The organism is uncultured Roseicyclus sp. (assembly GCF_937892565.1).
Lineage (GTDB): Bacteria > Pseudomonadota > Alphaproteobacteria > Rhodobacterales > Rhodobacteraceae > Roseicyclus.
In genome coordinates this window covers 1-22,500 of the sequence record NZ_CALAHQ010000077.1, presented here as the reverse complement: position 1 = coordinate 22,500, position 22,500 = coordinate 1, and the positions used below count along the sequence as shown (strand labels likewise).

At 63.9% G+C, this 22,500-nt stretch carries 23 protein-coding genes and 1 tRNA gene (1 of these 24 only partly in view); 14 read left to right on the top strand and 10 right to left on the bottom strand.

Features of this window, described 5'->3' with window-relative positions:
- Together msrQ and msrP are read right to left on the bottom strand one after the other, a co-directional pair.
- Positions 1–369, bottom strand: the 5' portion of a protein-coding gene (msrQ, locus tag Q0094_RS11160) for a protein-methionine-sulfoxide reductase heme-binding subunit MsrQ (RefSeq protein ID WP_297619337.1). Its footprint begins 240 nt before the window's first position; only the first 369 of its 609 coding nucleotides appear in the window; it begins with the start codon at positions 367–369; the stop codon falls past the left edge of the window.
- Between the two features lie 20 nt (positions 370–389).
- The gene (gene msrP, locus Q0094_RS11155; protein WP_297619334.1) at positions 390–1,295 is read right to left on the bottom strand and encodes a protein-methionine-sulfoxide reductase catalytic subunit MsrP; all 906 of its coding nucleotides are present in this window, start codon (positions 1,293–1,295) and stop codon (positions 390–392) included.
- A gap of 311 nt (positions 1,296–1,606) precedes the next feature.
- Here msrP and Q0094_RS11150 point away from each other — a divergent pair, with 311 nt between their 5' ends.
- A complete protein-coding gene (locus Q0094_RS11150; RefSeq protein ID WP_297619331.1) occupies positions 1,607–2,089 on the top strand; it encodes a fasciclin domain-containing protein in 483 nt (160 codons plus the stop codon).
- Positions 2,090–2,161: 72 nt separating this feature from the next.
- Here Q0094_RS11150 and clpB read toward each other — a convergent pair whose 3' ends face one another.
- Positions 2,162–4,777: an ATP-dependent chaperone ClpB gene (gene clpB / locus Q0094_RS11145; RefSeq protein WP_297619328.1), complete on the bottom strand. Its 2,616-nt coding sequence runs from the start codon at positions 4,775–4,777 to the stop codon at positions 2,162–2,164.
- A 322-nt stretch (positions 4,778–5,099) separates the two neighbouring features.
- Here clpB and pyrF point away from each other — a divergent pair, with 322 nt between their 5' ends.
- Entirely contained in the window at positions 5,100–5,789 is a 690-nt protein-coding gene (pyrF, locus tag Q0094_RS11140; protein WP_297619325.1) for an orotidine-5'-phosphate decarboxylase, read from the top strand.
- A gap of 15 nt (positions 5,790–5,804) precedes the next feature.
- On the opposite strand, the gene Q0094_RS11135 is transcribed toward pyrF, so the two are convergent.
- Entirely contained in the window at positions 5,805–6,089 is a 285-nt protein-coding gene (locus Q0094_RS11135) for a hypothetical protein (protein WP_297619321.1), read from the bottom strand.
- Entirely contained in the window at positions 6,089–7,009 is a 921-nt protein-coding gene (locus Q0094_RS11130) for an SPFH domain-containing protein (RefSeq protein ID WP_297619318.1), read from the bottom strand. The genes Q0094_RS11135 and Q0094_RS11130 overlap by 1 nt, the downstream gene beginning before the upstream one ends.
- A gap of 86 nt (positions 7,010–7,095) precedes the next feature.
- Here Q0094_RS11130 and Q0094_RS11125 point away from each other — a divergent pair, with 86 nt between their 5' ends.
- Positions 7,096–8,349: a DNA polymerase IV gene (locus tag Q0094_RS11125; RefSeq protein WP_297619315.1), complete on the top strand. Its 1,254-nt coding sequence runs from the start codon at positions 7,096–7,098 to the stop codon at positions 8,347–8,349.
- 72 nt (positions 8,350–8,421) lie between these two features.
- Here the strand turns inward: Q0094_RS11125 and Q0094_RS11120 are convergent, their stop codons facing one another.
- On the bottom strand, positions 8,422–9,279 hold the full coding sequence (locus Q0094_RS11120) for an N-formylglutamate amidohydrolase (protein WP_297619312.1): 858 nt from the start codon (positions 9,277–9,279) through the stop codon (positions 8,422–8,424).
- A gap of 167 nt (positions 9,280–9,446) precedes the next feature.
- On the opposite strand from Q0094_RS11120, the gene Q0094_RS11115 reads away from it, so the two are divergent.
- Positions 9,447–9,521, top strand: a tRNA-Val gene (locus tag Q0094_RS11115).
- Between the two features lie 69 nt (positions 9,522–9,590).
- A complete protein-coding gene (gene ykgO, locus Q0094_RS11110) occupies positions 9,591–9,716 on the top strand; it encodes a type B 50S ribosomal protein L36 (RefSeq protein WP_168623638.1) in 126 nt (41 codons plus the stop codon).
- A gap of 70 nt (positions 9,717–9,786) precedes the next feature.
- Here ykgO and Q0094_RS11105 read toward each other — a convergent pair whose 3' ends face one another.
- Positions 9,787–11,004, bottom strand: a complete 1,218-nt coding sequence (locus tag Q0094_RS11105) for a hydantoinase/carbamoylase family amidase (protein WP_297619307.1) — start codon at positions 11,002–11,004, stop codon at positions 9,787–9,789.
- A 101-nt stretch (positions 11,005–11,105) separates the two neighbouring features.
- Between Q0094_RS11105 and Q0094_RS11100 the strand changes: the two genes are divergently transcribed.
- Together Q0094_RS11100 and Q0094_RS11095 are read left to right on the top strand one after the other, a co-directional pair.
- Complete coding sequence (locus Q0094_RS11100; protein WP_297619304.1) at positions 11,106–11,756, top strand: histidine phosphatase family protein; 651 nt, start codon at positions 11,106–11,108, stop codon at positions 11,754–11,756.
- Between the two features lie 3 nt (positions 11,757–11,759).
- Positions 11,760–12,812 (top strand): saccharopine dehydrogenase, encoded by a 1,053-nt coding sequence (locus Q0094_RS11095; RefSeq protein WP_297619302.1) that lies wholly within the window; start codon positions 11,760–11,762, stop codon positions 12,810–12,812.
- A 52-nt stretch (positions 12,813–12,864) separates the two neighbouring features.
- Here the strand turns inward: Q0094_RS11095 and Q0094_RS11090 are convergent, their stop codons facing one another.
- Entirely contained in the window at positions 12,865–13,572 is a 708-nt protein-coding gene (locus Q0094_RS11090) for an HAD family hydrolase (protein ID WP_297619298.1), read from the bottom strand.
- A gap of 96 nt (positions 13,573–13,668) precedes the next feature.
- A complete protein-coding gene (locus Q0094_RS11085; protein ID WP_297619295.1) occupies positions 13,669–13,860 on the bottom strand; it encodes a DUF2892 domain-containing protein in 192 nt (63 codons plus the stop codon).
- Between the two features lie 168 nt (positions 13,861–14,028).
- Between Q0094_RS11085 and Q0094_RS11080 the strand changes: the two genes are divergently transcribed.
- Together Q0094_RS11080 and dapE are read left to right on the top strand one after the other, a co-directional pair.
- Positions 14,029–14,361 carry a hypothetical protein gene (locus tag Q0094_RS11080; protein WP_297619292.1) on the top strand — a complete coding sequence of 111 codons (333 nt, stop codon included), beginning with the start codon at positions 14,029–14,031 and terminating at the stop codon, positions 14,359–14,361.
- A 99-nt stretch (positions 14,362–14,460) separates the two neighbouring features.
- Positions 14,461–15,621, top strand: coding sequence for a succinyl-diaminopimelate desuccinylase (gene dapE / locus Q0094_RS11075; protein ID WP_297619289.1), 1,161 nt, complete (start codon positions 14,461–14,463; stop codon positions 15,619–15,621).
- Here the strand turns inward: dapE and Q0094_RS11070 are convergent.
- Complete coding sequence (locus Q0094_RS11070; RefSeq protein WP_297619286.1) at positions 15,591–16,505, bottom strand: type II CAAX endopeptidase family protein; 915 nt, start codon at positions 16,503–16,505, stop codon at positions 15,591–15,593. The two genes, dapE and Q0094_RS11070, sit on opposite strands and share 31 nt — an antisense overlap.
- 147 nt (positions 16,506–16,652) lie before the next feature.
- On the opposite strand from Q0094_RS11070, the gene ilvD reads away from it, so the two are divergent.
- From ilvD to Q0094_RS11045, 5 genes are all read left to right on the top strand, one after another.
- Positions 16,653–18,386, top strand: a complete 1,734-nt coding sequence (gene ilvD / locus Q0094_RS11065) for a dihydroxy-acid dehydratase (RefSeq protein ID WP_297619283.1) — start codon at positions 16,653–16,655, stop codon at positions 18,384–18,386.
- Positions 18,367–19,011, top strand: a complete 645-nt coding sequence (locus Q0094_RS11060) for a hypothetical protein (RefSeq protein ID WP_297619280.1) — start codon at positions 18,367–18,369, stop codon at positions 19,009–19,011. Before ilvD ends, Q0094_RS11060 begins: the two co-directional genes overlap by 20 nt.
- Before the next feature lie 211 nt (positions 19,012–19,222).
- The gene (locus tag Q0094_RS11055) at positions 19,223–19,996 is read left to right on the top strand and encodes a DUF6478 family protein (protein WP_297619278.1); all 774 of its coding nucleotides are present in this window, start codon (positions 19,223–19,225) and stop codon (positions 19,994–19,996) included.
- 13 nt (positions 19,997–20,009) lie between these two features.
- A complete protein-coding gene (locus Q0094_RS11050) occupies positions 20,010–20,390 on the top strand; it encodes a hypothetical protein (protein WP_297619275.1) in 381 nt (126 codons plus the stop codon).
- 76 nt (positions 20,391–20,466) lie between these two features.
- Positions 20,467–22,500: an NADPH-dependent 2,4-dienoyl-CoA reductase gene (locus tag Q0094_RS11045; protein ID WP_297619272.1), complete on the top strand. Its 2,034-nt coding sequence runs from the start codon at positions 20,467–20,469 to the stop codon at positions 22,498–22,500.

Below are 22,500 nucleotides of genomic sequence, written 5' to 3'. Positions count from 1 at the left end.
CATCCCGATCGTCACATAAGGACGCTTGATGATGTCAGCCCAGATTGCAGCCGGGCTTTGCACATCCAGCACGGCCCAGACCAGAAGATGAGCGGCGACGTAGAAAAAGGCCAGAACCCCGATCGCGCGGCGCAGCGGCATCAGGTTCAGACCCAGCCCTTGCCGAAGCGGCGTGACCGCCAGACCCAGCACAATCAACTGCAGTGCCAACTTGCCATAGCGGTGTTCCAGCGCCTCGATCGGCTCGACCCCCAGGCCGCCGGTCGCCGCCAGCCAGAACAGCCACAGCGCCCATGCCGCGCCCGCCATATAGATGGCCCAGACCGGCAACAGCCTGATCCCGGCATTTATGCGCTGGATACCGGTCATGCGGGGGGCCTTCGGTGACGTCAGAACTGGGCGGTCAGATCCATGCCCTCATACAGTGATGCAACCTCGGCCTCGTAGCCATTGAACATCAAGGTCGGGATACGGCTCGCAAACAGCCCATCGCCGATGCGCCGCTCGGTGGCTTGGCTCCAGCGGGGATGATCCACGGTCGGGTTCACATTGCTATAGAAGCCATATTCTTGGGGCTGCGTGGCATTCCAGGTCGCGTGGGGTTCGGTGTCGGTCAGGGTGATCCGCACGATCGACTTGATCGACTTGAACCCGTATTTCCATGGCACCACCAGACGGATCGGCGCACCATTCTGATTGGGCATGGGTTCGCCATACAACCCCGTGGCCATCAGCGTCAGCGGATGCATTGCCTCGTCCAGGCGCAAACCTTCGCGATAGGGCCAATCCAGCACCGGCAGGCGGACACCCGGCATCTCGTCGGGGCGCAGCGCGGTTTCAAAGGCCACATAGCGCGCACCCGATTGCACACCCACGCGCGTCAGCAGATCGGCCAATTCGAACCCGTTCCACGGAATCACCATCGACCAGGCCTCGACACAGCGGAAGCGATAGATACGTTCCTCGATCGTCATGCCTTCGACGATCTGCTCCATGCTGTAGGTGCCGGGGTTGTCGACCAGACCATCGATCACGATCGACCATGGCTGCGTGGTCAACGTATGCGCGTTGCGAGCAGGGTCTTCCTTGCGGGTGCCGAATTCATAAAAGTTGTTGTAGCTAGTGATCTCATCCCAGCTGTTCGGGGTCAATTCGCCCTGCGCCGCAGTGGCCCCGCCAATCAGCCCAGCCCCCAGCGCCGCACCCCCAGCGCCGATAAGTTGGCGACGATTGAGATACAGCGCCCTTGGCGTGACGTCGTTCCAGTTCAGATCCGAGATATAGCGGCGGGCCATGCGGGTCTCCTGTGTGCTGTTGCACTACTGTGAACCGGATATGAGGCCATATCCAAGCCTGACGAGGGCTTTTCACGAAACTGTTTGTTGAGGTCATTGTAACAATCGACCGGTACTTGTTCACGGCGCGTCACTTCATATCACGCCCAAGTGATTGGCTTTCCGCAAACCCCGTCGCTTAGGCGCGCGCGCCGCATCGTCAAGGTGTTCGGCGAAAACCCGCTTTGCTTGAAAGGGTCAAGGTCATCGCCATCTGTGCTGCAGCCGGAGGGACAAGCCCACCGCGTCATCACCAACCTGGAGAGTACCCCATGCGCAAGACCCTCATCGCCCTGGCGACCACCACCATTCTGGCAAGCCCGGCATTTGCCGCTGGCCATGGTGGCAAGAACATCGTGGAAACCGCGATCGAAGCCGGCACCTTTACCACGCTGGTTGCAGCCGTCCAAGCCGCCGGCCTGGTCGAAACCCTGACAGGCGAAGGCCCCTTCACCGTATTCGCGCCCACCGACGAAGCCTTTGCAGCGCTTCCCGCAGGCACTGTCGAAAGCCTGCTGTTGCCGGAAAATCTTGACCAGCTGGTTGCGGTCCTGACCTATCACGTCGTCTCCGGCGCTGTGATGTCGACCGATCTGACCGATGGCATGACCGCGACCACCGTTCAGGGCGGCGATATCACCATCGACCTCGACAATGGCGTCACGGTAAACGGCGCGACCGTCGTCGCGGCAGACATCGTGGCTTCGAACGGCGTGATCCATGTGATCAACGCGGTGATCTTGCCGCCGATGTGATCTGTCGATCACGGCAACAATGCGAAAAGGCCCGGGGATTGCCCGGGCCTTTTTCATTGGGTTAGGGATGGATCAATGCACCACGGCAGCCTGTGGCTTCGGGCGATTGGACGGCGCGATGCGATCCCCGATGATAAGCCCGTCGGCGCCGGCCGTCACATGCAGGACCGACCCATCCATGATCTCCCCGGCCAGAATCATCTCGGCCAGTTGATCTTGCAGACTGCGCTGGATCACCCGCTTCAGCGGACGTGCCCCGAAAACGGGATCATAGCCTTCGTCGGCCAGCCAGGCGCGCGCGGCCGCATCCAGATCAAGCGTGATCTTGCGCGCCGCCAGCCGTTTTTGAAGCCGCGCAAGCTGGATGGTCACGATCCCATCCATATCCGCCCGCGTCAGCCGATCGAAAACGATCATGTCGTCCAGCCGGTTCAGAAATTCGGGCCGGAAATGGGCGCGCACCGCATCCATCACATCGCGCTTGGCGGCGGCCGCGTCGGATCCGTCTGGCAAGATGCTCAAGGCCTGCGACCCAAGGTTGGAGGTCAACACGATCAGCGTCTGCTTGAAATCGACGCGCCGGCCGTGACCATCGGTCAGGATACCGTCATCGAGAACCTGCAACAGCACGTTGAACACCTCGGGGTGGGCCTTTTCCACCTCGTCGAACAAGATCACCTGATAGGGCCGGCGCCGCACCGCTTCGGTCAGAACCCCGCCCTCGTCATAGCCGACATAGCCGGGCGGGGCGCCGATCAAGCGGGCAACGCTGTGCTTTTCCATGAATTCGCTCATGTCGATGCGCACCATGGCCTGATCGTCGTCGAACAGGTATTCGGCCAGCGCCTTGGTCAGTTCGGTCTTGCCCACGCCCGTGGGCCCCAGAAACAGGAACGACCCGAGCGGACGATTTTCATCCTGCAGCCCCGCCCGCGCCCGGCGCACCGCACGGCTGACAGCCCCGACCGCCTGCATCTGGCCGATGACACGGCGGCCCAGCTCCTCCTCCATCTTGAGAAGCTTCTCACGCTCGCCTTCCAGCATCTTTGAGACAGGCACCCCGGTCCAGCGTTCGACGACGCCGGCGATCTGTTCGGGGCGCACCGCCTCTTCGACCATCATGTCTTCATCTTGCGCTTCGGCAGCGGCCAGTTCCTTTTCCAACTGCGGGATCACGCCATAAGACAGCTCTCCCGCACGGGCGAGATCGCCGCTGCGCTTGACTTGGTCCAATTCCGCACGCGCTTGATCAAGCCGTTCCTTCAGATGGCGCGCCCTGTCGAGCTTGTCACGCTCGGCCTGCCATTTCGCCGTCATCTCGGCGGATTGCTGTTGCAGATCGCTCAATTCGCGCAGGATCTTTTCCAGCCGGTCCTTGCTGGCCTGATCATCCTCTTTCTTCAGCGCCAGCGATTCGATCTGCATCTGCAAGATCTGCCGGTCGAGCGCGTCCAGCTCCTCGGGCTTGCTGTCGACCTCCATCCGCAGGCGGCTGGCCGCCTCGTCCATCAGGTCGATCGCCTTGTCGGGCAGGAATCGGTCGGTGATGTAGCGATGCGACAGCGTTGCGGCGGCCACAAGTGCGGCGTCCGAAATGCGGACCCCATGATGCAGCTCATATTTTTCCTTGATGCCCCGCAGGATCGACACGGTATCCTCGACGGTCGGTTCCTCGACCATGAGGGGCTGGAACCGGCGGGCCAGCGCGGCATCCTTTTCCACGTATTTGCGGTATTCATCGAGCGTGGTGGCCCCGACACAATGCAATTCGCCCCGCGCCAAGGCAGGCTTGATCAGATTGGCGGCATCCATCGCGCCATCGGATTTGCCCGCCCCGACCAGCGTATGCATTTCATCGATGAACAAGATGATCTCACCGGCGGCTGCCGTGATTTCCCCAAGGACGGCCTTGAGCCGTTCCTCGAATTCACCACGATACTTGGCGCCTGCGATCAGCGCGCCCATGTCGAGCGCCATCAGCGTCTTGTTGCGCAACGATTCCGGCACATCCCCATTGACGATGCGCAGCGCCAGACCTTCGGCAATCGCGGTCTTGCCGACGCCCGGTTCCCCGATCAGCACCGGATTGTTCTTGGTGCGGCGGCTCAGCACCTGCATGGCGCGCCTGATCTCTTCGTCGCGGCCGATGATCGGGTCGATCTTGCCCTCGCGGGCGGCGGCGGTCAGGTCGCGGGCATATTTCTTGAGCGCGTCATAGCTGTCTTCGGCGCCGGCGCTGTCAGCGGTGCGCCCCTTGCGCAGATCATTGATCGCGGCATTGAGGCTTTGGGCATTCACCGCACCCGCCTCGAGCGCCTCGCGGGCGGGGCTGGTCACGACAGCAAGCGCCGTCAGGATCCGTTCGACGGAAACAAAGCTGTCACCGGCCTTTTTGGAAAGCTTTTCAGCCTCATCCAGAACCTTGACCAATTGCCGATCCGACACAAGCGAAGCCCCGTCCCCCGTCACGCGCGGAACACGCGACAGCGTCAGATCATTCGCCTCACGCACACGCGCGGGTGCGCCACCCGCACGCGAAATCAGGGTGTTGGCCATACCCTGTTCATCATCCAGCAAAGCCTTGAGGATATGTTCGGGACCAAGCTTTTGATGGTCTTCACGTTGAGCGATCGTTTGTGCGGCCTGCAAAAAGCCGCGGGCGCGATCCGTGAACTTGTCCAAGTTCATCGCAGTCTCTCCTTTTCCAAGCGCCCGTTCGGCACCACCCGACATGCGGCATGGCGGCCACTGGGCCTCAAGCGTCATGTGGGAAGCAATTTCTTGGCCTGCAAGCCGCAACAGGGTCTCGACATCGGCATTTTTTGCTACTAAAGTTGCAATCAGTGTCAAAAGTTACATCGTGGTCGCGTGTGTATTGGTCGCGAAAGGGGAGCGCCTCCTTTGTACCGGCGCTCCCCGACCTGTTTGACCATCCCCACCCGACTTATGGACAAGGTCCCGATCGGCGCCTAGGAACGGATCAGTTCCCGATCCCAAAGGCCAAAATCCCATGTCCGATGACCGTCTGATCGTTGCCCTTGATGTTGCCAATGCGCTCGAAGGCTTGGCCATGGCCGAACGCATCGGCGACGCGGTGTCGTTCTACAAGATCGGGCTGGGCATGTTGACGGGGGGTGGTCTGGCCTTGGCAAATGAGCTCAAGCAAGAGCATGGCAAGCGCATCTTTCTTGACATGAAGTTTTTCGACATCGGCGCCACGGTCGAGGCCGCCGTGCGCGGCATTGCCGCCTATGATCTCGATTTCCTGACTGTCCATGGCGACCCGCAGGTGGTGGCGGCCGCCAAACAGGGCGCGGCGGGATCTGGACTCAAGATCCTGGCGGTGACGATCCTCACATCGAATGACCGTGCCGATCTGGATGCCAATCTGATCGTGCCGGGCGACATGGCCGAAATCGTGGCGACCCGCGCCGCGCGCGCCTTGGCGGCTGGCGCTGATGGCGTGATCGCTTCCCCGCAAGAAGCCGCGTTGATCCGTGCCTTGCCCGAGGCCATGGGCCGCCTGATCGTCACCCCGGGCGTGCGCCCCAAAGGGGCCGCCGCAGGCGATCAAAAGCGCATCAGCACCCCGGCACAGGCCATCGGCGACGGCGCCGACCACATCGTTGTGGGGCGTCCGATCTGGCAAGCGGCCGATCCCCGCGCAGCCGCTTTGGCGGTTCTGGCCGCATTGCCCTGACCCGCCCGGCGCGGCTCAGTTGTCGTTGATATCGCGGTCAAAGGTCTTGACCTGTCCGCGATAGACGCCCAGCCAGCGCCGCAACGCCAGCCAGCACAGCAGCGAGACAATCGCGAAAACGAGCAGCAAAACCGGCAAGGACCCCGCCAGCCAGACCGCCAGCGGCCCGCCCACCAACAGCATCAGCGCCACAACCGCAGCCCCCAGCGCAAATCCCAGCAAGACGAAACTGGGCAACAGCACTTCACCGATGGCCAGAACGACCGCCGCGGCCCCCCAAACCCACCACAAGGCCCACATCAGCCACGCCCTTTCAGCATCGAAAACGCCTTGCCAAAGGCATCAACCGCATCGGCGGGCACGATGATTGTCTGGCTGCCCTGGCCCTTGCCCACCTGACCGATGGCTTTCACCTGTTCCAGCGCGATGTTGTATTGCACCGCCTCGAGCCCGCCTTTGGCAATCGCTTCGGCGACAACGCCCGTGGCATAGGCTTCGGCATCGGCTTCCACGCGCCGGGCTTCGGCCTGCTGACGGGCGGCGTAAAGCTCGGCGTCGGCGGCCAGTTCGACGGCACGCTTCTGGCCCTCGGCGCGGGTCACGGCGGCACGGCGTTCGCGCTCGGCATTCAACTGTTGCAGCATCGCATCGCGGGTCGCCTGATCAAGCCCCACATCCAGGATTTCCGCCCGCGTTACCTCGATGCCCCAATCATCGACCGCGCCCTCGACCGCCTCCTTGATCCGCATGATCAGGCTGGCGCGGTTGGATTGCACCTCGTCCAGCTCCATCTTGCCGATCTCGGCGCGCACGATGCCCGCCACGGTGGTGGCGATGGCTGCATCGACATCGCGGATGCGGTAGACCGTCCGCTCCGGGTGCAAGACGCGGTAGAAAACGCTGGTTTCCACGACCAAAAGCACGTTGTCGGTGGTGATCGCGTCCTGACTGGCCGTCGGCAACTGCCGCTCAAGGATCGACACACGATGTGCAACGCGGTCCAGAAACGGCACGATGAAATTGATGCCCGGCCCCAGAACGCTTCTGAGGCGGCCAAAGCGCTCCACCACATGCTGCTCGGATTGCGGCACGATGCGGATCGCCCGAAAGATGGCCAGAATGACGAACAGCGCGAACAGCAAGATCACGATGTTCCCGCCCAGCATCTCGGCAAGCAATTGGTCCATGTCGACCCTCGTTTGTTGGGTTTCGGGCTTCATGCCAAACGATATGCGGGCTGGCTGCGGTCTTTTCCAGCCAAAATCCGCCACTTTCGCAAATGATGCCGCCCGCCTATCCTTGGCGCATGCCCGCCCTGTGCCGCGATTGCCTTGCCCGCTTTGACCAATCCGCGCGCTGCCCCGCCTGCGGCGGCCCGCGTGTGACCAGCCATCCCGAACTGTGGGATCTGACCATCGCGCACATGGATTGCGACGCCTTTTATGCCAGCGTGGAAAAACGCGACAATCCTGACCTGCGCGACAAGCCGGTGATCATCGGCGGCGGGCGGCGTGGCGTGGTCTCGACCGCGTGTTATATTGCGCGCATCAAGGGGGTGCGCTCGGCCATGCCGATGTTCCAGGCGCTCAAGCTGTGCCCCGAGGCGGTGGTGGTGCGGGGGCGCATGGATGTCTATGCCAAGGTCTCGGCCCAGATCCGCACCATGATGGCCGATCTGACCCCGGCGATCGAGCCCCTGTCACTTGATGAAGCGTTTCTTGATCTGTCTGGCACCGCGCGGCTGCATGGCCAGCCCCCGGCGGTCTTGCTGGCCGGTCTGGTGAACCGCATGCAGCGGGAATTGGGCATTACCGGATCCATCGGGCTCAGCCACAACAAGTTCCTTGCGAAACTGGCCTCCGATCTCGACAAGCCGCGCGGCTTTTCGGTGATCGGGCGGGCCGAAACGATGGATTTCCTGCGCGACAAACCCGTGCGCATGATCTGGGGCATCGGCGCTTCCGGTCAGGCCAGCCTCGACAAGATCGGCATCCGCAGCATCAGCGATCTGCGGCGCTGGGATCGCGGCGATCTTTGCGCACGCTTCGGGGCGATGGGCGATCGGCTCTGGCATCTGGCGCGCGGCGAAGACAACCGCCGCGTGGCACCTGACCGCGCGATCAAGTCGATCTCGACCGAAACCACCTTTGCCGAAGACACCGCCGATCCCGATCTGCTCGATGGCCATATCTGGCGGCTGGCCGAAAAAGTGGCTGACCGGGCCAAAGCCAAGGGGCTGGCCGGCCGGACCGTGACCCTCAAACTCAAGCGGGCCGATTTCAAGCTTTTGACGCGCCGCCAGTCGCTGCCCGATGGCACCCAGATCGCTGACCGCATCTATCGCACGGCCCGTCTGCTTTTTGACCAGACAGACCACCCCCAGCCCTACCGGCTGATCGGCATCGGCCTGTCCGAGTTGATCGCCGCAGGCGGCGCCGATCGGTCGGGCGATCTGCTCGATCCGGGCCAGGCCCGCCGGATCGAGGCCGAACGCGCCACCGACGCGATCCGCGCCCGCTTCGGCCCCGACGCGATCCTCAAGGGCCGCGCCCTGCGCTGACCCGCACAGCCCCTGTCATCTTTGCTTTGAAAATACTCCGGGGGAGGCCGCAGGCCGGGGGCAGAGCCCCCTCTATTGCGCCGCCAAGGGCATGCGCCCCGGCCGCGAGGCGATCAGCCGCGCCATCACATCGGTCACGATCTGGCGCACCGCGTCGAAATTCGCGTTCGGGCGCACCAGGCGCTCATCCATGTAAAGCGCCCGGTCGATCTCGATCTGGACCGCATGCCAGCCCCGTGCGGGCCGCCCGTATTGCTGGGTCACAAAGGCACCTGCAAAGGGCGCATTGCGGATCACGCTCAGACCATGGCCCACAAACCCTTCCTCCAGCGCGGCAAGCACCTCACCCGCCGCCGAAGCGCCGAAGCGGTCGCCCAGAACCACCTCGGGCCGACGTTGGCCGGGGCGGACAACCGTATCCAGCGCCTCATGGGGCATCGAGTGGAAATCCAGCAAGACCGCCTCGCCGAACCCCGCCTGCGCGGCCCGCATCAACCCGTCAAGCGCCGCATGATAGGGCCGCCAGACCTGTGCGATACGCGCCTCGGCCTCGCCGCGGGTGATCTTGCCGCGATAGATCGCGCGCCCATTGGCCACGACCCGGGGAATCACCCCCAGACCCGAGGATATCCGCGGCGTCTGCATCACACGGCCCAAGCCCTCGACGACGGCGGGGTCCAGTTCATCAGGGCTGCGGTTCAGATCGATCCATGCGCGCGGATATTCCGCCGCGATCAAGGGCGCGCCCAATGCGGGTGCTGCGCGCACAAGATCATCCATATACGCATCTTCCGACGACCGCACCGCCCGCTCATCCAGAACACTGGCCCTCAGGAACGCTGCAGGGTAATGCCGCCCCGAATGCGGCGAGGCGACCACAACAGGGCTCAAAACCTCATCAGGGCGTTCAAGGCGAAAGGCGGGATGCATTCAGGCTCCGATCAAGGGCACAGGCAAAATCATATAGCCCCTTTTTGCGCCAATCCAAAAGCTCTTGAACCCCCATGCCAATCCTTCTATAGACCCGACACCCAAGCGGCGGGATGCGCGGAATCGGGCCTTCCGGCCGAAGATACCTTGCTATCGTCCCGGGAAACGGGCGGTTAGCTCAGCGGTAGAGCACTACGTTGACATCGTAGGGGTCACTGGTTCGATCCCAGTACCGCCCACCATGAACCGGTCCGCAAGGACCAGAACGAAACTTTTGGCGCATCGCCGCGCCGCGACGAAGGAGACAGGCCATGAAGGTCAAGAACTCGCTCCGCTCGCTCAAGCAGCGTCACCGCGATTGCCGTGTCGTGCGCCGCAAGGGCCGGGTCTATGTGATCAACAAGACCCAGCGCCGGTACAAGGCCCGTCAGGGCTGACACCACGCGACAGCAGAACGAAAAAAGCCGCCCCACCCGGGCGGCTTTTTCATCTTGATCGGGCCCGATGTCAGCGGCCGTGATCCATGCGCCCTAGCGCGGCCGCCAGCACCTTGAGCCCGATGATCAGATCATCCTCGGCCGTGTCTTCCGCAAAATCATGGGAAATTCCGCCGATGGACGGCACAAACAGCATGCCGACGGGCATCAGCCCGGCCAGGTTCGACGCGTCATGCAGCGCGCCCGAGGGCATGGCCCGCCACCGCCCCGGTGCGACCGCCTCGGCCGCTGCGCCAAGCGCGGCTTGCATCGCCCCATCCATCGGCATCGGCGCCAGATCATGGCGCAGCCGGTCAGCCGTGATCTGGCAGCCGCTGTCACGGGCGACAGCCGCCAAAAGCGCGCCGATCGCGGCCTCCATCCGGTCCAACCGCGCGGCATCGATATCGCGCCATTGCAGGCTGAATTCGGCCCGCCCCGGCACCACCGAGGATGCGTTGGGATGCAGCGCGATCTGCCCGATGGTCCAAACCGATTGCGGGGTCACGATATCGACCAGCCGGGCGGGCAGATCGACCGCGATTCGCGCGGCTGCCTGAAAGGCATCGCGCCGCATCGCCATGGGCGTGGTGCCGGCGTGATTTTGTTGGCCCAAGACGGTGACCTGCAGCTGACGCAGGCCCACGATCCCGGTCACGACGCCGATGACCTCATCCATCGCATCCAGAACAGGGCCCTGTTCGATATGCATCTCGACAAAACCCGTGAACCGGGCCGGATCCACAAACCCTGCCGCCCGGCCAGCCAATGCGGCGCGGGCTTGCGCGAATGTCGTGCCATCACTGGCCACCAGCGCGTCGGCCACGGCCAAGGGCAGCTTGCCTGACCACACCGAACTGCCCGTCAGCGCGCCAAAGCGTCCTTCTTCGTCTTGAAAGCTGACAACCGACACCGCAGGGCCGCCTGCTTCGTGGGCGGCGCGCGCGATCTCCAGCGCGGCGATCACCCCCAGCGCGCCATCCAGCCAACCGCCTTCGGGCTGGGTATCGGAATGCGAGCCAAGCAACAGCGATCTTCCCTTGGCCAGCCCGAACAGATTGCCGACCGGATCAAGATGCGGTGTCAGACCCGCCTCGGCCATACGACCCGCCAGCCAGTCGCGGGCGGCGATGTCCTCGGGGCTGAAGGCGCGGCGGCGCACCCCCATGCTGGCTGCATCGCCGCCAAAGCGGCGCAGCGCGTGCAGATCGGCCAGACATCGGGCGGGATCGATGGGAAGATTGCTCATGCCCCTGTTCAACCATGCCAAAAGCAGCCCGTCCAGCCACCGACCTTGCGCTCCGGCCGGCGATCGCCCATCACGGCCCCGACAACAGACGAGGGAACGACATGGGCGAGCTGGTTCTGGTGCGGCACGGTCAGGCAAATTCCGCCGCTCAGGATGAGACAGGCTATGACCGCCTGTCCGATCTGGGCCACCAGCAAGCGCGCTGGCTGGGCGACTGGCTGCGCGATCATGATGCGCCCTTTGACCGGGTGCTGACGGGATCGCTGCGCCGCCACCGCGAAACGCTGGCCGCCATGGGCGATCTGGGCGCAACACCCGAAATCGACGCGCGCCTGAACGAGCTGGATTATTTCAACCTGACCAAGGCCCACGCCGTGCGCAACGGCACACCACAGACAACGCCGGAAAACTTCGTCCACCACATCACCGATGTGATGCAGGCATGGCAGCGCGCCGAAATCCAGGGCAATGAAAGCTACGACAGCTTCGAGACCCGCGTGGCCGAAATGCTGCGGCTGGCCGCACGGCCCGGTCGGCGGGTTTTGTGCGTCACCTCGGGCGGGGTGATCGGCATGATGGCGCGCCATCTGCTTGATCTCGACATCGCGCGCATGGCGCATCTTCTGGTGCCGATCCGCAATTGCTCGATCCATCGGGTGATGGTTTTGCCCGATGCTCAGATCCTGTCAGGCTTCAACGCCACCCCGCATCTTGATGCCCCTGAGCGCCTTCATGCCCGGACGGAGTATTGAAAGATGATCCATCTCTGGGTTCGCGCCGAACAGCGCCCGAACGAGGATCGTGTGGGCCTGACGCCCGAAGGGGCCGCAGCCCTGATCGGTTCGGGTTTCCGGGTGACGGTCGAGAAAAGCCGCAGCCGCGCCATACCGCTTTCGGGTTACATCGCCGCCGGGGCTGACATCGCCGCCGAGGGCAGTTGGCCCAATGCCCCCCGTGACGCGATCATCTTCGGCCTCAAGGAATTGCCCGAGGATGGCACGCCGCTTGTGCACCGCCACATCCTGTTTGGTCATGCCTACAAGGGGCAGCCGGCCGGGCGCATCCTGCTCCAACGCTTCCGGGCGGGTGGGGGCGTGCTCTACGATCTCGAATCGCTGGTCGATGACAGCGGGCGCCGCATCGCGGCCTTTGGCTATTGGGCGGGCTATGCCGGGGCGGCGGTATCGGCCATGGCGCTTGTGGCGCAAGACCAGGGCGCGATCTGCGGCCCGATCCGCGCCTTGCCCGATGCCGCCGCCCTGCGCGCGGCGCTTGCGGCGGATCTGGCCGCGCGCCCCAAGCCGCCACGCGTCATCATCATCGGCGCCAAGGGGCGCGTGGGCACAGGGGCGCGCGATTTCTGCCGCGCCATGGGGTTGGAGCCGACACTCTGGGACATGGCCGAAACGGCCCATGGCGGGCCTTTCCCCGAAATCCTTGGGCATGAGATCTTTCTCAACTGCATCCTCGCCATGCCCGGCGTGCCGGTTTTCGTGCCCGATACCGCCAAGACCGCGCCCCGCGCGCTGCGGGTGATCGGCGATATCGCCTGCGATCCCACATCGGAATTTTCGCCCATCAAACTTTATGACCGCGCCACCGATTGGGCAGCCCCCGCGCTGCGTGTCCATGACGAACCACCCCTCGATGTGATGGCGATCGACAATCTGCCCTCGCTCCTGCCGCTCGAAAGCTCACAAGATTACGCGGCCCAACTGTTGCCCGCGCTCTTGACGCTGGACCGGATCGATGCCGGTGTCTGGGGTCGGGCACGGGCCGCCTTCGCATCCCATATCGCACCGCGCTGAGCCTTCATCTTTCCAAAAATACGCAAGCCCCGCCTTCACGGCGGTTCAGGCTTCACCCCGGCTTGCGCGTTTGAGCCCGCATCGCCTCGTAGATCGGCAAAGCTTTGGCCAGAAGCGGGGCAAAAACGGGCGGCACCTCGGGCAAGGGCGCCTCGGGCCCGGCAAATCCGGTTGAGCGATGCACTGCGTTATACCAATGCGCGGCCCACACCCCGTCAAAGGGCTTGGGCCCCGCGCGCCATCCCAGCATCCGCTCGGTAAAGGCCAAGCCAATCGCGGCGCAGAGCCCGCCCAGCGCACGGGCCGGGTCGGCACGGATATCCTCGGCATCGATCACCGGCCCCGGCAGCGCCTGCCACAGCCGCTCTTGCTGCAAGAACCCGATATCTTCCAACGTCACTTCGCCCCGCTTTTCGGCGTAGCTTGCGATCACACGGGCAGGGTGGCGGATCAGGTGGATGTTGACGCATGCCGCCGCCCAATCCAGCGGGAAACCCGGCACCATGTGGTGGGGCATATGCTTCATGTACCAATGCGCGGCACCTTCGGGCACGGGCCCGCCACACACCGCACCAACGCGGACAGGGTCGGTTTCATGCGTGTGCAAGATATCGCGCCGCATCGGATGATCGGCACCGCTTGCGGCCAGATAGGGGGCATAGAACGGCTCATCCCAGACCGCACAGTCACCACGCGCGGCAAAGGCATACATCATCGCCGTCGACAGATTGCGTGGCCCCGACCACATCGCGATCTTCATTCCGGGCGCTCCCCCCCAAATCACGCCCCATTCGCCACGGTCGGGATGGCGGGCGCAAGGGGGGGCTACGGCACGGCGATCGGCGTCAGGATCGGATCACGGCTTCAGGCCACAGGTGTTGATGCCCAGCACACGGTAAAGCGGACAAAACCCCACCAGCCCGGTGATCAACGGCACAAGGCCGATCCAAGCCCATGGGGTTTGCGGGCCTATGAACACAAGCGACAAGATCGCCAGACCGGCAATGACGCGCAGGGCGCGGTCGATGGTGCCTTCATTACGGGACATGCGATGGCTCCTTTCCGTTACACAACGACACATCCTACAGCCTACACCCGATTCGCGACGGTGACACTGTCACCGAGCATCGGCGACAATCCGATCTGGCATCGGCCCGGGCGGCCCAAGACCAAAGCGGGATTGACGACCGCCCGAATTCCATCGCAAAGCGGCGCCATGACCGAAGACCAAAAACCCCGCCGTCCCCAGAACGTCTATACCCTTGTGGTCGAGGTCGGCCGCAAGGCGGGCGATGGCTTGCCCGACAAGGCCACGGGGGCCGCGCTTTTGTGCTATGCCTCTGGCGTCGACGAGGCCGAAGCGGTGCGCGAAACCGTGGCCATCCTGAAACAGGCGGATCTGGCGCCCCTTGATGTGACCGGGCACGGAACCAAGGCCGAGCGCGAAGAAGACGGCGAGGTGATCGCCGAAGACGAGGCCGAACTGATGCAGCGCGCCGCCGATGAGAATTCGGTGATCGTGGCCCAGGTGACGCCCTTTTTCGACTGATCCGCCGCGCGCACCGGAAGCCTGTCGGCGACAGCGCCCGGTTGTGCCCGATCGGCGCCAGGGTTACGCAAGGATCAGACCGCAACCGGAGTGCGCTTGATGCCCGTTGATCCCGTCCGACTGACCGCCGATCTGGTCCGCTGCCCCTCGGTCACACCTCAAGAAGGTGGCGCGCTGCAGCTGTTGCAGCGCCTGCTGGAAGGGGCCGGGTTCGCGTGCTGGCGGGTCGATCGCAACGGCACGCCCAATCTTTTTGCCCGCTGGGGCCACAAGGGGGTCGCACAAAGTTTCGGCTATAACGGCCATACCGATGTCGTGCCGGTGGGCGATGTCGCGGCATGGACCCATCCGCCCTTTTCCGCCCATCAGGAAGATGGCTGGCTTTATGGCCGGGGCGCCACCGACATGAAATCAAGCGTCGCGGCCTTTGTTGCGGCCGCGATGGATTTCGTGGCCGAAACCCCACCCCAAGGCGCAATCGTGATCGCCATCACCGGCGACGAGGAAGGGCCCGGTCGCGACGGCACGCTGGCCTTGCTGGATTGGATGACCGCGCAGGGCGAAAGAATGGACCTGTGCATCGTGGGCGAACCCACCAGCGTGGCGCGAATCGGCGACATGGTGAAAATCGGCCGACGCGGTTCGATGACCGCCCATTTCGAGGTGATCGGCAAACAGGGCCATTCCGCCTATCTGCACAAGGCGCTGAACCCGATGCCCGCCGTGGCGCTTCTGGCGCATCGGCTGTCGGGCCATGCCTTGGACCATGGCACCGATCATTTCGATCCCTCCACCGTATCGGTCACCACCATCGACACCGGCAATGCCGCCTCCAACATCATCCCCGCCCGCACGCGGATGACGGTCAACATCCGCTTCAACGACACCCACAGCGGGGCCAGCCTGACCCGGTGGCTGCACGAACAGGCCGATGCCGTGGCCGCCGAGATGGGCGTGCGGATCGAGATGACGACGCAGATCTCGGGCGAAGCCTTTTTGACCCCGCCGGGCCCGCTGCCCGCGCTGGTGGCGCGCGCCATCGGTCAGGAAACCAACGAAAGCCCGGTTTTCTCCACCACCGGCGGCACATCGGATGCGCGTTTCGTCAAGGATCATTGCGCGGTTGTCGAATTCGGCCTTGTCGGTCATCGCATGCATGAGGTCGACGAACGCGTCTGGATCGACGATATCCACGACCTGAAGCGCATCTACACCCGCATGCTGCGCACCTATTTCGAAGCTGCCCCGCCGTCGTCTTGAGCCGACCAGCCCAGCGCAAGGCGGATCGCGGCCCAGACCGCGATCATCACCAGCATATCAAGGGCCAGCATGGGCGCCAGATTGCCAGCCCCGAGTTGGGCCACCGGCACCGTGTATAGCGCCAGCCCCGACAAGCTGCCTTCGATCCCGACCAGCAAGATCGCGCCACAGTTGTTGGCAAAGTGAAAGCCCCAGGCCGCGCCGATGGTGCCGGTGCGCGCCGTCAGATCGGCCGCCAGCAGCGCAAACAGAAAGATGGCGCCAACCACCATCCAGGCCGCTGGGCCATAGGTATCAGGCTGGAAATGCAAAAGGGCAAACACGCCCGAGGGCAAGACCATCCAGATCAAGGGCGACGAAAACCGCGCCGCCAACTGGCTTTGGATATAGCCACGAAACAGCACCTCTTCGGCGCCTGTCTGAAGCAAGACGCCGACCAAGGCCAAGGGCAGGAACGACAGCCAAAGCGCCGTCGGCAGATTGCGAACGGGTTCAATCCCCATCGGCCACAGCGCCCTCAGGCCATAAAGCGCCCCGCACAGCACCAGCGCCACCAGAAAATGGCGCAGCACCCGCGCCCGCGCCCCAAACAACGACCCGCTCGGGCGGCGATGTACGACCCGGGCCGCCAAAAGCGGGCCTATTCCCATGCCAATGAATGTCGCCAGCAGCAGCAAGGTGGCCGTTGGGCTGTCGGCACCCGCCATCCGCGCCATCCATTGACCGGCACCGGAAAAGCCTGTCACCAGAACCAGCATGCCAAACAGCGCGCCCAGCCCCGCCACATAGACGATCACCACCAAAATCAGGCCCAGGACAATCCGCCAGATCGCGGAATTTGCGCGGGCGGGGGCAACAAGCTCTTCCAGAGCGGGGTACTGCATCGAACCTGCCTTTGACGGCGTTTACACGACGATAGTGTAAACCGCTCGAAACTATGCGGCAATCATGCTTGTCTGCCCTGTCTGGCCCGTCTATCTCGCAGGGCATCCATACGCTGCTGACAGACGCCATAGGGGAGGGACAGCACCATGCCGACAGGCAAATTCGACAAGTCCAAACTGCCAAGCCGGCATGTGACCGAAGGCGCATCGCGCGCACCGCACCGCTCCTATTTCTATGCGATGGGGCTGACGGATGAAGAAATCCACCAGCCCTTCGTCGGCGTCGCCACCTGCTGGAACGAAGCGGCGCCCTGCAACATCTCGCTCAACCGTCAGGCACAGGCGGTCAAGATCGGCGTCAAGAAAGCCTTTGGCACGCCCCGCGAATTCACCACCATCACCGTGACCGACGGCATCGCGATGGGCCATGAGGGCATGCGCTCGTCGCTGGCAAGCCGCGATGCGATCACCGACACCGTCGAACTGACCATGCGCGGCCATTGCTATGACGCGCTGGTGGGTCTTGCGGGGTGCGACAAGTCGCTTCCGGGCATGATGATGGCGATGGTGCGTCTGAACGTGCCATCGGTCTTCATCTATGGCGGCTCGATCTTGCCGGGCCGTCTGGATGGCCGCGATGTGACCGTGCAGGACGTGTTCGAAGCCGTGGGCCAGCATCAGGCGGGCAACCTGAGCGATGAGGCGCTCGCGATCCTCGAGCGTGTCGCCTGCCCCAGCGCGGGGGCCTGTGGCGGTCAGTTCACCGCCAACACCATGGCCTGTGTGTCCGAAGCGATCGGTCTGGCCTTGCCCAATTCATCAGGCGCACCCGCCCCCTATGAGACGCGCGATCAATATGGCGTGGCCTCTGGCGAGGCGGTGATGAAGCTTTTGGAAATCGGCCTGCGCCCGCGCGATATCGTCACGCGCAAATCGCTGGAAAACGCGGCCCGTGTCGTGGCCTGCACGGGTGGTTCGACCAATGCCGGTCTGCACCTTCCCGCCATCGCCCATGAGGCGGGGATCGATTTCGACCTGTTCGATGTCTGCGAGATCTTCAAGGACACGCCCTATTTCGTCGACATGAAACCCGGCGGTCAGTATGTCGCCAAGGACCTCTACGAGGTGGGCGGCGTGCCCGTCGTGATGAAGGAATTGCGCAAGATCGGTCTGATCCACGAGGATTGCCTGACCGTAACCGGCCGCACCATGGGCGAAGAGCTGGACCTGATCACGCGCGAAGCGGATGGCAAGGTGATCCACCCTGCTGCCACGCCGATCACGCAAACCGGCGGTGTCGTGGGCCTCAAGGGCAATCTTGCGCCCGAGGGTGCGATCGTCAAGGTTGCGGGCATGTCGGCCGCGGAACAGGTGTTTTCCGGCCCGGCCCACGTTTTCGAATGCGAAGAGGACGCCTTTGAGGCCGTCAAGACCCGCGCCTATGCCGAGGGCGAGGTTCTGGTGATCCGCAACGAAGGGCCGCGCGGCGGCCCCGGCATGCGCGAGATGCTGGCCACCACCAGCGCGATCTCGGGTCAGGGCATGGGCAAAAAGGTGGCCCTGATCACCGATGGCCGGTTCTCGGGGGCCACGCGCGGCTTTTGCGTCGGCCATGTCGGCCCCGAGGCGGCGGTGGGTGGCCCCATCGGCCTGCTGAAAGATGGCGACATCATCACCATCAACGCGATCACCGGCGAATTGTCGGTGGCCTTGAGCGATGCTGAGTTTGAAGCGCGCCGCGCGCAGTGGTCCGGCCCGCGCGAGACCATCTATGAAACCGGCGCGCTGTGGAAATATGCTCAACTGGTCGGCCCGGCGGTGAAGGGTGCAGTCACCCATCCCGGCGCGACCAAGGAAAAGCATGTCTACGCCGATCTGTGACATCATGAGGCGGGCCGTGCTTGTCGCGGCCTGCCTTGCCCTTGCCGCATGCGATGCGGCCGGGTTGCAGGGTCTGGGCCGTGGCGTAAAACCCGCACCATCCCAGATCGCTGTCACGACGGATCGAATAGTGGTGACCGGTCCGACGGGTTTTTGTGTCGATCCCACGACCGTCCGCGACACGGCCGATACGGGCTTTGTCCTGCTTGGAAACTGTGCGGCGATCGCCAATTCCCGGAGCGCCGGTCAACCCACCACCCCTGCGGTGCTGACGGCAACGATCTCGGAGCCCTCCACAGGCGGGCGGATTTCAGACACGATCGCAGAGTTGGACAGCCTGTTTCGCTCCGATGAGGGCCGGAGACTGTTGAGCCGTTCGGGCGAACCTTCCAGCATCGTGATTTTGGAAACCATCCGCTCGCCCAGGGTATTCCTGTTGCACGCCAGCGATCAAGGCGCGGGTGCGATGCAAGATGTGCAACCCGATTACTGGCGCGCCTATCTTGATGTGGGCCCACGGCTTGTCACCTTGTCGGTGCTGTCGACCAAGGATCGAAGCCTGAGCCGAGAGGAAAGCCTGTCCTTGCTGCGACGCTTTGTTCAAGCTGTGCAAGGCGCGAACTAGACCGCTGCGGCACGCGCGCTTGCGCGCTTGCGCGCAAGCCGGGCGTTGCACCGATGCACGCCAAGCCGCACAATCGCTGCCGGGTCGCCGTTGGGCTCTGGACTGTTTCTATCTTTCGACGCTTATTTGGCCCACGAAAGAGAGATCGTTTGTCGCGCAGGCAGGCCGGCACAGGCAGGCTGCGGCGCGCGACCCGGAAGGACGTCGTGAGATGGGTAACGAGCGACCCTATGTGTTGGGTCTTTTTGAGCGGTTCCAACCCCTGAAGCGTTGGGAACGCGATCTGCAAGCGCCGGGCCGTTTGCCCGCGCGCGACCTGCGCGGCATCCATCAGCGTCTGCGATCGCTGCGCGGTGATGTGGACAGGCTTGTCGCATCGGCGGAAACCGAGCTTTTCTCGCGCATCGACGATCTGGATGGGATCATCTTGCCCGATCCATGCGACTGGGCTGAACGGGCTTGGCCATGGCGGACACGTCTGCCCCAGCGCGGGCATGGGAATTTTGCATCCCCGTTGACACTTGGCGCGGGCTTGAGCCTGTTTCACGATGCCGCCCAAGCCGAGGTTTTCTTGCGCCAGGACCCGGGTCGGACAGGTCGGACAGGTGCAGCCTTTGGTCTGATCCTCGAGGTGTATCGTTTCGACGGATCTTTCCTGTCGCTGGTTCACGATCTGCCGGCCGCTGCGCTTTCAGGTGTGTCGCTTGGCCATTTCTTTGCTGTGCAACTGCGCATGGAACAGGAACGACCGATCCCGGTCTATGCCCGGCTGAACATCCAGCACGGCCCGAACTGCGAGCAGATCGTGCGCGAGATCGCGATGTCAGGCGATCAGGGTCTGGCCGAATTCGACCTCGCCTTTACCAAGATCCGGGAACGGCGGGTCACGAAAGCATGGCTCGATCTGATCCTTGAAGGCCCCGCGATGAACAGGATCGCCATCCGGGACTTGGTCGTGCTGCGCGCGCCGCGGGCCGATGTCTGAAAGGGAGGCAAGAATGCATGACGAGGCGCTTATTCGGGTGCGGCTGCAGGCTGGCCGTTACGAAGGTATCCTGACGTGCTCCCATCGTGGGGAAACCGGGATCGAGGCGGTGCATGAAGGTCAGGTCATCGCGGCTGCGGCGCTTTCCCCCGATGGGGTGCAACCTGAAAGCTGGCGGGTGACGATTGCCTTGCCGGGCGCGGTGATCGGCGACGGCGTGCAGGTGATCACCCTGCGGTCGACAGCGACAGGTGCGGTGTTGGATCGCGTCACCTTGATGGCCGGCGGGCCGCTGGATGAGGATATCCGGCAAGAAATCGCGCTTTTGCGCGACGAGGTCGAGATGCTCAAACGTGCCTTTCGGCGCCATTGTGTGGAAACCGGCGCAACCTGACCCCGCAATGACGCGGCGTTTGGCGTGACAGGGGCCGCGGCTCCGGTTTACCTGCACATCAGGAACGGAGGCTCTCATGACCGCCACGCGCTACCCGCATCTTTTGGCACCACTCGATCTGGGGTTCACCACGCTCAGGAACCGCGTGCTGATGGGGTCCATGCACACGGGCCTTGAAGAAACGCGCGACTGGCCGCGCGTCGCGGCCTTTTATGCCGAACGCGCGCGGGGTCAGGTGGGCCTGATCGTGACGGGCGGCATGGCGCCCAACCGCGAGGGGGGCGTGTTTCCCGGCGCGGCGGGGCTGTTTACGGATCAAGATATCACCAACCACCGCATCGTGACGGGTGCCGTCCACGGTGCGGGCGGCAAGATCGCGATGCAGATCCTGCATGCGGGGCGCTATGCCTATTCGCCCGATTGCGTGGCGCCCTCGGCGGTCAAATCGCCCATTTCACCCTTTGCACCGCGCGAACTGGATGAAGCCGGGATCGAGAAACAGATCGCCGATATCGTCACCGCCGCCGTCCGCGCCCGGCAGGCCGGCTATGACGGGGTCGAGATCATGGGCAGCGAAGGCTATTTCCTGAACCAGTTCCTTGTGACCCACACCAACAAGCGCACCGACCGCTGGGGCGGATCCTACGAGAACCGGATGCGCCTGCCGGTCGAGGTGGTGGCCCGCACCCGCGCCGCTGTCGGCCCCGATTTCATCATCATCTACCGCCTGTCGATGATCGATCTGATCCCCAATGGATCGACCCATGACGAAGTGGTGCAATTGGCCCGGGCCATCGAGGCGGCGGGGGCCACCATCCTCAACACTGGCATCGGCTGGCATGAGGCGCGCATCCCCACCATCGCCACATCCGTCCCGCGCAAGGCCTTTGCCTGGGTCACGCGCAAGCTGATGGGCAAGGTGGGCATCCCCATCATCACCTCGAACCGCATCAACACCCCCGATGTGGCCGAGGATGTTCTGGCCACAGGCTCAGCCGATATGGTTTCGATGGCGCGGCCGTTTCTGGCCGATCCCGATTTCGTGGCCAAGGCGATGGCGGATCGCGCGGACCGGATCGCGCCGTGCATCGCCTGCAACCAGGCCTGTCTTGACCATACCTTCAGCGGCAAGCTGACAAGCTGTCTGGTCAATCCGCGCGCCTGTCACGAGACGGAACTGAGCTATCAACCCAGCGCCACGCCCAAGCGCATCGCCGTGGTGGGTGCCGGGGCCGCTGGCATGATGGCCGCCCTTGTGGCCGCCCAGCGCGGGCACAAGGTCACGCTGTGGGACAAGGCGGAACAGATCGGCGGCCAGCTCAACATGGCCAAGACCATTCCCGGCAAGGAGGAATTCATCGGCCTTGTCGATTGGTTCGCCACCATGCTGGCGCAAAGCGGCGTTGACCTGCGGCTCGGTGTGGCCCCCGCTGCCGATGATCTGATGGGCTTTGACGAGGTGATCATCGCCACCGGCGTGCGCCCGCGCGACCCCGCCATTCCGGGCCAGGATGGGCCGAACGTACTGTCTTATGTCGATGTGCTGGCGCGCCGCGCGCCCGTGGGCCAGCGCGTGGCGATCATTGGCGCGGGCGGGATCGGCTTTGACATGGCCGAATTCCTGACCCATCAGGGCGAAAGCCCGACGCTCGCCCCCGATCTGTGGCAGCGCGAATGGGGCGTGACAGACCCCGCGCTTCATCGCGGCGGTCTGGCGCCCGAGGGGCCACAACCCGCACCCCCCGCGCGCCAGGTCGTGATGCTGCAACGAAAGCCTGAAAAGCCCGGCAAGCGCCTTGGCAAGACCACGGGCTGGATTCACCGCGCCAGCCTCCAGATGAAGGGCGTCAAGATGATCGCGGGTGTGAATTACGACCGGATCGACGCCGATGGCCTGCATATCAGCCATGGCGCGGCGCACGAAAACCCCACGCTGATCGCGGTCGACACCATCATCCTGTGCACAGGCCAAGAGGTGGAACGCGCATTGGCCGACGACCTGATCGCCCATGGCATCACCCCCCACATCATCGGCGGCGCGGATGTGGCCGCCGAGCTTGATGCGAAACGGGCAATCGATCAGGCGGCAAGACTGGCGGCGGTGTTGTAG